General features: G+C 73.0%; 7 protein-coding genes. 5 read left to right on the top strand and 2 right to left on the bottom strand.

From position 1 onward, the window contains the following. The first annotated feature begins 240 nt into the window (after positions 1-240). Positions 241-537, top strand: coding sequence for a DUF6355 family natural product biosynthesis protein (locus E2651_RS37040; RefSeq protein WP_135335660.1), 297 nt, complete (start codon positions 241-243; stop codon positions 535-537). A 24-nt stretch (positions 538-561) separates the two neighbouring features. Here the strand turns inward: E2651_RS37040 and E2651_RS37035 are convergent, their stop codons facing one another. Together E2651_RS37035 and E2651_RS37030 are read right to left on the bottom strand one after the other, a co-directional pair. Continuing rightward, positions 562-2,679 carry a molybdopterin oxidoreductase family protein gene (locus E2651_RS37035; protein WP_135335659.1) on the bottom strand — a complete coding sequence of 706 codons (2,118 nt, stop codon included), beginning with the start codon at positions 2,677-2,679 and terminating at the stop codon, positions 562-564. A 423-nt stretch (positions 2,680-3,102) separates the two neighbouring features. Beyond that, entirely contained in the window at positions 3,103-3,840 is a 738-nt protein-coding gene (locus tag E2651_RS37030; protein ID WP_135335658.1) for an ElyC/SanA/YdcF family protein, read from the bottom strand. 159 nt (positions 3,841-3,999) lie between these two features. Here E2651_RS37030 and E2651_RS37025 point away from each other — a divergent pair, with 159 nt between their 5' ends. The 4 genes from E2651_RS37025 to dnaG form a co-directional block, all read left to right on the top strand. After that, a complete protein-coding gene (locus E2651_RS37025) occupies positions 4,000-4,932 on the top strand; it encodes a sirohydrochlorin chelatase (protein WP_135335657.1) in 933 nt (310 codons plus the stop codon). A gap of 78 nt (positions 4,933-5,010) precedes the next feature. Continuing rightward, on the top strand, positions 5,011-6,381 hold the full coding sequence (locus tag E2651_RS37020) for a deoxyguanosinetriphosphate triphosphohydrolase (protein ID WP_135335656.1): 1,371 nt from the start codon (positions 5,011-5,013) through the stop codon (positions 6,379-6,381). Positions 6,382-6,473: 92 nt separating this feature from the next. Further along, the gene (locus E2651_RS37015; protein ID WP_135335655.1) at positions 6,474-7,736 is read left to right on the top strand and encodes an FAD-dependent oxidoreductase; all 1,263 of its coding nucleotides are present in this window, start codon (positions 6,474-6,476) and stop codon (positions 7,734-7,736) included. Between the two features lie 43 nt (positions 7,737-7,779). Continuing rightward, positions 7,780-9,213, top strand: a 1,434-nt coding sequence (dnaG, locus tag E2651_RS37010; RefSeq protein ID WP_135335654.1) for a DNA primase, incomplete at its 3' end; no start/stop codon positions are given.

Genomic DNA, 9,213 nt, shown 5'->3' with positions numbered 1-9,213 from the left:
GGACTGGGCGTCGTTCCGGGCGGGGCGGTGAGGGGGTGCGGCGCGGGCGCCGGGCTGGTCCGTGGCGCGGATTCCGCAGCTCAAACGCCTGCGCACTCGATCCGGTGGACTCCGTCACCCGTGCGAGCGACGCGCCCGAACCGCATGATCACGAAGGGTCGCGGTTGTGGCACTCTCCGTGTGCACCAGTCGGTGCGCGAGTCGGTGCGTGAGCACCACGTCCTCAGCAGGAGTTGCCCCATGAGCCTTCGCCGTTCGCTTCCGGCCCTCGTCGGCGCCGTAGCCCTCACTCTCGGCCTCCCCGTGGCGGCCGCCGCGTCCGCTCACGCCCCGGCCGCCGTCATGAACCCCTGCGGGTTCTACGAGACCGGCAGCGACGCGTTCTACAACCACTGCACGAGCGACGGCTCGAACGTCGTCATCCAGGTGAGGGTCGCCCTCGCCCCCGACTACGAGCGCTGTGTGGGCCCGGGCAACCACTGGCTGGGCTCGGCGAGCAAGATCCAGGGCGCGCACTACGTGGGACGCACCTGCTGATTCCGGCAGGAGCGTGACCGTGGGCTACTCCCTCTCGAGCCGTACCGCGCACACCTTGAACTCCGGCATTCGCGACACCGGGTCAAGTGCCGGATTCGTCAGGGAGTTGGCCCGTCCCTCGCCCGGCCAGTGGAACGGCATGAAGACGGTGTCCGACCGGATCGCCCCGGTGATCCGCGCCGGGGCGACGGCCCGCCCCCGCCGCGAGACGACGGTCACGGGCTCGCCCTCCTCGATCCGCAGCCGCGCGGCGAGCCGCGGATGCAGCTCCACGAAGGGGCCGGGAGCGGCGGAGTTGAGCTCGTCGACGCGGCGCGTCTGGGCCCCCGACTGATACTGGGCCAGTACCCGCCCGGTGGTCAGCAGCACCGGATACTCCGCGTCCGCCTCCTCGGCGGCGGCCCGGTGCACGACGGGCACGAACCGCGCGAGCCCGTCCTCGGTGGCGAACCGGTCGAGGAAGAGGCGCGGGGTCCCGGGGTGCGCGGCGTCCGTCTCTTCCTCTTCCTCCTCCGCCGGAGCCAAGTCCTCCGCCGGGCAGGGCCAGAAGACCCCCTCGCCGTTGCCCTCCTTCAGGCGTGCGTAAGAGATGCCGGAGTAGTCCGCCGGGCCGCCCGCGCTCGCCCTGCGCAGCTCGTCGAAGATCTCCTCCGGGTCCGTCGGGAAGCCCTTCTCGTGGCCGAGGCGGGCGGCGAGGCCGTGGAGTACGTCCAGGTCGCTGCGGACCCCGTCGGGTGCCGTCACCGCCTGGCGGCGCAGCAGCACCCTGCCCTCCAGGTTCGTCACCGTGCCCGTCTCCTCGGCCCACTGCGTCACCGGCAGCACGACATCGGCCAGTTGAGCCGTCTCGGAGAGGACGACGTCGGCCACCGCCAGGAAGTCCAGCGACCGCAGCCGCTCCTCCACGTGCGCGGCGCGAGGCGCCGAGACGACCGGGTTGGAGCCCATCAGGAGCAGGGACTTGATGTCCCCGCCGAGCGCGTCGAGCAGTTCGTACGCGGACCGGCCGGGGCCCGGCAGCGAATCGGGGTCGACGCCCCACACCCCGGCGACATGCGCCCGCGCCGCCGGGTCCGTCAGCTTGCGGTAGCCGGGCAGCTGGTCCGCCTTCTGGCCGTGCTCGCGTCCGCCCTGCCCGTTGCCCTGCCCGGTCAGACAACCGTAACCGGCAAGCGGTCGGCCCGCGTTGCCCGTGGCCAGGCACAGGTTGATCCACGCGCCCACCGTGTCCGTGCCCTTGGACTGCTGCTCGGGGCCGCGCGCGGTGAGCACCATCGCCGACTCGGCGTCGCAGAACATCTCCACCGCGTCCCGCAGCTGGGGCACCGCGACGCCGCTGATCCGCTCCACGTACTCCGGCCAGTGCGCCATCGCCGCCGCCCGCGCCTCCTCCCAGCCGCTCGTCCGCTCCGCGATGAACGCCTCGTCCGTCCGCCCCTCGGCCACCACCAGATGCAGCAGCCCGAGCGCGAGCGCCAGGTCGGTGCCGGGCCGCGGCGCCAGATGCAGATCGGCCTGCTCGGCGGTGCGGGTCCTGCGCGGGTCGACGACGATCAACTTGCCGCCGTTCTCCTTCAGTTCCGTCAGATACCGCAGTGCGGGCGGCATCGTCTCGGCGAGATTGGAGCCGACCAGGATCACGCAGCCCGTGCGCGGGACGTCCGCCAGCGGGAACGGCAGACCGCGGTCGAGCCCGAAGGCCCGCTGCCCGGCGGCCGCCGCCGACGACATGCAGAACCGGCCGTTGTAGTCGATCTGCGACGTGCCGAGCGCCACCCGCGCGAACTTCCCGAGCGCGTACGCCTTCTCGTTGGTCAGACCGCCGCCGCCGAACACCCCGCACGCGTCCGGGCCATGCTCCGTACGCGTGCGGGAGAGCCCGTCGGCGACACGGCCGATGGCCTCCTCCCAGGTGGCCGGCTCGAGCCGGCCCGTGGCGTGGGATCGGATGAGTGGCTCGGTCAGGCGCACCCGGGAGGAGAGCACAGCGGGCGCCGTGCGGCCCTTGCCGCACAGCGCGCCCCCGTTCACGGGGAACTCGGGGCGCTCCACGACCTCCACCCCGCCGGGGCCGGATGTCAGGCCCATCCCGCATTGCAGCGCGCAGTACGGACAGTGGGTCGGTGTCGCCTTGGAGTGCATACCAGCCAGAGTCCGCCGCGCGTGTTACACGCCCCGACGCGATCGCGTTACACACGCGGTAACCCGACCTCAGCGAGGACCGCACCCCACTGTGAGCCGACCGTGCCCCGTCAGGGGCGCGGGGAACTGCGCGAGGACGGACCACGACCGGCACCCGGCGGACGAGCGGGAGCAGCCAGACGCACCCCAGGTCGTGCCCCTTCAGGGGCGCGGGGAACTGCGCGAGGACGGACCACGGCCCGCACCTGGCGGACGAGCGGGAGCAGCCAGACGCACCCCCGGCCTCGCTGAAGGCCCCGGGCCAGGTCGTGCCCCTTCAGGGGCGCGGGGAACTGCGCGAGGACGGACCACGGCCCGCACCCGGCCGACGAGCGGGAGCAGCCAGACGCACCCCCCGACCCCGCTCAAGGCCCAGGGCCAGGCTCAGCGAGGCGCGGCCAGCGCCCGGTCCACGCCCGGCTCCCGGGGCCCGAGGAAGCGCGGATCCGGTTGAAACGCCGAGTCCAGCGCCGCCTTGCCCGCCGCGAACACCTCCCGCGCGCCGCCGTAGTACCACGTCGCGTCGTGCTTGGCGTCGACCCCGACGCCGTACGACGCGACACCCGCCGCGCGGCACAGCGCGACCGCCCTGCGTATGTGGAAGCCCTGGCTGATCAGCACCGCCCGGTCGACGCCGAACACCTTCTTGGCCCGTACACAGGAGTCCCAGGTGTCGAAGCCCGCGTAGTCGCTGACGATCCGCCGCCCCGGCACACCGCGCTCGGTCAGATACGCGCGCATCGCGTCCGGCTCGTCGTAGTCCTCCCGGCTGTTGTCCCCGGTGACCAGGACGACCTCTATCCGCCCCGCCTCGTACAGCTCGGCCGCCGCGTCCAGGCGGTGGGCGAGATACGGCGACGGCTCGCCCTCCCACAGCCCCGCGCCGAAGACCACCGCGACCCGCGTGTGCGGCACGTCCGCCGTCGTCCGCAGCCGGCCGTCCGTCGTCACGAACAGCCACGTCGCCGGCAGCAGCGCCACCACGCAGGCGGCCATGAAGCCCTGCACGGCCCGCCGCTGCCCCCGCCGCGTACGCGGCAGCCGCAGCCGCCGCACTCGGGCCCACAGCGGTGTGACCCCCTGCTTCCAGTGGGCCCACCGGACCCACCCCGGCCGTTCCATCCCGAACCCCCGTCCCCCGCCGGATCCCCCGATCCGGTCACTGCGAACAACCGTAAGCGACCTCACTGACAATGCCGCCACGCCCGCCGTGAGCCCGGCTGAAACGACCCGTCACCGGCGCGCAACGCCGACGCAATGTGCCGCGGCCATCCTCGGTTCATGACGGCGTCGAACACTCTTCGCTACGAGTCCTCCGTGCCGCAGCTCCCGAACGGCACCCCTCTCGAAAGCACGGCGCAACTCATGGACCGGATCACCAGCCAGCTCGGCAGCCAGCTCAATCTCGTGTCGCTCGACGGCAGGCGCCGCACCGAAACGGCGCCCGCGCTGATCGTGGTCGCGCACGGCAGCCGCGACCCGCGCGCCCTCGCCACCGTCTCGGCCCTGCTCGAACGGGTCCGGGAGCTGCGCCCCGGGCTCACCGTGCGGCTCGGCCACATCGAGCTGAACGAACCGCTGCTCACCGACACCCTCGCCGCGGCGACCGGCTCCGCCGTCCTCGTGCCGCTGCTGCTCAGCCGCGGCTACCACGTCAAGCAGGACATCCCCGAGGCGATCGCCGCCGCGCCGCACCTCGACGCGCGCGTCGCCGCCCCGCTCGGCCCGCACCCCCTGCTCGTCGACGCGCTGCACGCCCGGCTCGTCGAGGCGGGCTGGCCGACCCGCCCGAGCGAGGCGATGCGCCGCACCGGCGGAGTGGTCCTCGCCGCCGCGGGCTCCCGCGACCCGGACTCCGCCGCCGACACCCGGCGTACGGCGGATCTCCTCGCCCGGCGGATCGGCGTGCCGGTCGTCCCCGCCTACGCGTCGCCCACCGCGAACTCCCCGCTCACCGTGCCCGCCGCGGTGCGCTCGCTCGCCGCCCGCGGACGCCACCGGACCGCCGTCGCCTCGTACTTCACCGCGCCGGGCCGGTTCGCCGCGCAGTGCGCCGAGGCCGCGCCCTGGATCACGGCCGCACCGCTCGGCGACCAGCAGGCGATGGCCCGCCTCGTCCTGCACCGCTACGAACAGGCCCGCACGACAGGGGCGGCGGCGCCGGCCGCGCCCCCGGCGACACGGCCCCCGTCCCGTCAGCTGACCTCCGCCTGACGCCGGCGGCCCCTCGGCCGCATGGCCGAGGGGGCCCCTGAAGCCCCCTTTGTCACTGCTTGCGTTTACTGTCGGTGCATGGAAGGCACCGCACCGAACGCGTACGACGACGAGGCCGCCTACGACGAGGCGGCCTATGACAAGGCCGCCTACGACAAGGCCGCCGTCGAGCGATGGGCCGCCGAGCCGGACAAGAGGCCGGGGCGCACCGCCTTCCAGCGGGACCGCGCGCGCGTCCTGCACTCCGCCGCGCTGCGCCGCCTCGCCGGGAAGACCCAGGTGGTCACCCCCGGCACGCGGAGCAACGAGGCCTGGGACGCCAGCGCCCGCACCCGCCTGACGCACTCCCTGGAGTGCGCCCAGGTCGGCCGCGAGCTGGGCGCGGCCCTCGGCTGCGACCCGGACCTGGTGGAGACGGCCTGCCTCGCGCACGACATGGGCCACCCGCCCTTCGGGCACAACGGCGAGCAGGCGCTGAACGAAGTCGCCGAGAGCTGCGGCGGTTTCGAGGGCAACGCCCAGTCGCTGAGGCTCCTCACCCGCATCGAACCGAAGCGCTTCATCAGAAGCGAGGAGACGGACGAACTGGTCAGCGTGGGCCTCAACCTGACCCGCGCCGCCCTGGACGCCGCCACCAAGTACCCCTGGCCGCGCGGCTCCCACCCCACCGACCCGGCGTCCCCCAAGTTCGGGGTCTACGAGGACGACCGGCCGGTCTTCGACTGGGTCCGCAGTCAGGCCCCGGGCCAGCGCACCTGCTTCGAGGCGCAGGTCATGGACTGGTCGGACGACGTGGCGTACTCGGTCCACGACTTCGAGGACGGACTGCACGCCGGACACCTCGACCCGAACCTGCTGCACGCCGAGCCCGAGCGCCGGGACATCTTCGCCGTGGCGATCGGCCGCTACGTACCGGCGGACACCGACCCCGAAGAGCTCTCCCAGGCCCTCGACCGGCTCCTCGACCAAGAGTGGTGGCCGCACGGATACGACGGATCGGCCGTCGCCCAGGCCCGGTTGAAGGACGCCACGAGCCAGCTCATCGGCCGCTTCTGCCTCGCCGCGGAGGCCGCGACGCGCGCGCGGTACGGCACGGGCCCGCTCACCCGGTACGCCGCCGAACTGGTCGTCCCGCGCGAGGCCCGCCACGAGTGCGCGGTCCTCAAGGCCGTCGCCGACCGCTATGTGATGCAGCGCCCCGCGCAGGAGCGGCTACGCGCCGATCAGCGGATCGTCGTCGCCGAGCTGGCCGACGCGCTCACGGCCCGCGCCCCCGAAGGGCTCGACCCGCAGTTCCGCGCGCTGTACGACGCGGCGCCGGACGATCGCGCGGCCCTGCGCGTGGTCGTCGACCAGATCGCGTCACTCACGGACGCCGCCGCGCGCTCGCTGCACGCGCGGCTCACCGCACGGCGCCCCATTTCCGAGCAGACCGACCACGGGGCGTGACGAAAACTGGCCGGATAGGGCCGCAACCCCTTCCCCCATCACGCTCTGTGCGGGACGCTCCCCCTGACGGCAAGGCTTTGAGGAGGCATCAAGTGGTCGACGCGGATCAGACGTTCGTCATTGTGGGAGGAGGTCTCGCGGGTGCGAAGGCGGCCGAGACACTCCGGTCCGAGGGCTTCACCGGCCGGGTGATCCTCATCGGTGACGAGCGCGACCACCCGTACGAGCGCCCGCCCCTGTCGAAGGGATATCTGCTGGGCAAGGAGGAGCGCGACAGCGTCTTCGTCCATGAACCCGCCTGGTACGCACAGTCGGACGTGGAGCTGCACCTAGGCCAGACCGTCGTCGCCATCGACCGCACCGCCAAGGCCGTCCGCCTCGGGGACGGCGCCGTCATCCACTACGACCGGCTGCTTCTGGCCACCGGCGCCGAGCCGCGCCGCCTCGACGTGCCGGGCACCGACCTGGTGGGCGTGCACCACCTGCGCCGCCTCGCGCACGCCGACCGGCTGCGTCAGGTTCTCGCCAGTCTCGGCCGTGACAACGGCCACCTGGTGATCGCCGGCGCCGGCTGGATCGGCCTGGAGATCGCCGCGGCCGCGCGGACGTACGGCGCGGAGGTCACCGTCGTCGAGCCCGAGCCCACCCCGCTGCACGCGGTCCTCGGCCCCGAGCTCGGCCAGATGTTCGCCGACCTGCACGCCGAGCACGGCGTCCGCTTCCACTTCGGCGCGAAGCTCACCGAGATCACCGGACAGGACGGCCTGGTCCTCGCCGCCCGCACCGACGACGGCGAGGAGCACCCGGCGCACGACGTGCTCGCCGCGATCGGCGCCGCCCCGCGCACCGCGCTCGCCGAGTCGGCCGGGCTCGAGATCGCCGACCGCGCGCACGGCGGCGGAATCGTCGTCGACGCCGACCTGCGCACCTCGGACCCGGACATCTTCGCGGCGGGCGACGTGGCCGCCGTCCTGCACCCGCTCTTCGACATGAGGCTGCGCGTGGAGCACTGGGCGAACGCGCTCAACGGCGGCCCGGCGGCCGCCCGCGCGATGCTCGGCCGGGACGTGACGTACGACCGTGTGCCGTACTTCTTCTCCGACCAGTACGACGTGGGCCTGGAGTACTCGGGATGGGCGCCGCCCGGGACGTACGACCAGGTCGTGGTCCGGGGCGACGCCGGGAAGCGGGAGTTCGTCGCCTTCTGGCTGAGCGAGGGACGCATCCTCGCCGGGATGAACGTGAATGTGTGGGACGTCACGGACACCATCCAGAAGCTGATCCGCGCGGGTGCCCGGCCGCCCGCCGAGTCCCTCTCGGATCCCTCCGTCCCCCTGGAGTCGCTGCTCCCGTGACCGGCCGGGCGGGAGTGTCACAGCAGGGCCGTAGTATTCCTACGTGGCAGGCAGGATCAATGACGAGGACGTGAAGGCGGTTCGGGACGCGGTCCCGATCGACGCCGTGGTCTCCGACTACCTCCAGCTGCGGAACGCGGGGGGCGGCAACCTCAAGGGTCTGTGCCCCTTCCACGACGAGAAGTCACCGTCCTTCCAGGTCAGCCCGAGCAAGGGTCTCTTCCACTGCTTCGGCTGCCAGGAAGGCGGCGACACGATCGCCTTCGTGATGAAGATCGACCACCTCACCTTCTCGGAGACGGTCGAGCGCCTCGCCGCCCAGGCGGGCATCACGCTGCGGTACGAAGAGGGCGGGTACAACCCCGCGAACCAGCGCGGCGAGCGCATCCGCCTCGTCGAGGCCCACAAGATCGCCACGCAGTTCTACATCGACCAGCTGGAGAGCCCCGAGGCGGAGATCGGCCGCAAGTTCCTGGCCGGGCGCGGCTTCGACCAGGCCGCCGCAGCGCACTTCGGCGTGGGCTACAGCCCGGCGGGCTGGGACCACCTCACCCGCTTCCTGCGCGGCAAGGGCTTCAGCGACAAGGAGCTGACCCTCTCCGGCCTCTCCCAGGAGGGCCGCCGCGGCCCCATCGACCGCTTCCGCGGCCGCCTGATGTGGCCGATCCGCGACATCGGGGGCGAGGTCGTCGGCTTCGGCGCCCGCAAGCTGCGCGACGACGACAACGGCCCCAAGTACCTGAACACACCCGAGACGCCGATCTACAAGAAGGGCCAGGTGCTCTACGGAGTGGACCTGGCCAAGAAGGAGATCGCCAAGACCTCCCGCGCGGTCGTCGTCGAGGGGTACACGGACGTCATGGCCTGCCACCTCGCCGGCGTCACCACCGCCATCGCGACCTGCGGCACGGCCTTCGGCGGCGACCACATCAAGATCCTGCGCCGCCTCCTGATGGACAACGGCTCGGCTCGGGTGATCTTCACATTCGACGGTGACGCGGCAGGACAGAAGGCCGCCCTGCGCGCCTTCGAGGACGACCAGAAGTTCGCCGCCGAGACGTACATCGCCATCGCGCCCGACGGCATGGACCCCTGCGACCTGCGCCTGGCCAAGGGCGACGCGGCAGTCGCCGACCTGGTCGAACCCCGCACGCCGCTCTTCGAGTTCGCGCTCCGCCAGATCGTCGGCCGCTACGACCTGGAGACCCCCGCGGGCCGCGCCGCCGCCCTGGACGAGGCGGGCCCCGTCGTGGCCCGCATCAAGAACAGCGGCGCGCAGCACGAGGTGGCCGTCCAGCTCGCCGGCATGCTCGGCATCCTGGACACCCAGTTCGTCGTCAAGCGCGTTGCCCAGCTGGCCCGTTGGGCCCGCGACCGCGGCGGCCGCGGCCCCGCCCCCCAGCAGCGCCCGGGACAGCAGCAGAACCAGTCGTACGGCCCCTCGGCCCCCGCCGCCCCGGCAGGGCCCGCGCTGAAC

The sequence above is a fragment of the Streptomyces sp. MZ04 genome (genome assembly GCF_004684775.1).
In the GTDB taxonomy this organism is placed as follows: domain Bacteria; phylum Actinomycetota; class Actinomycetes; order Streptomycetales; family Streptomycetaceae; genus Streptomyces.
This window is presented reverse-complemented; position numbering and strand designations above follow the sequence as displayed.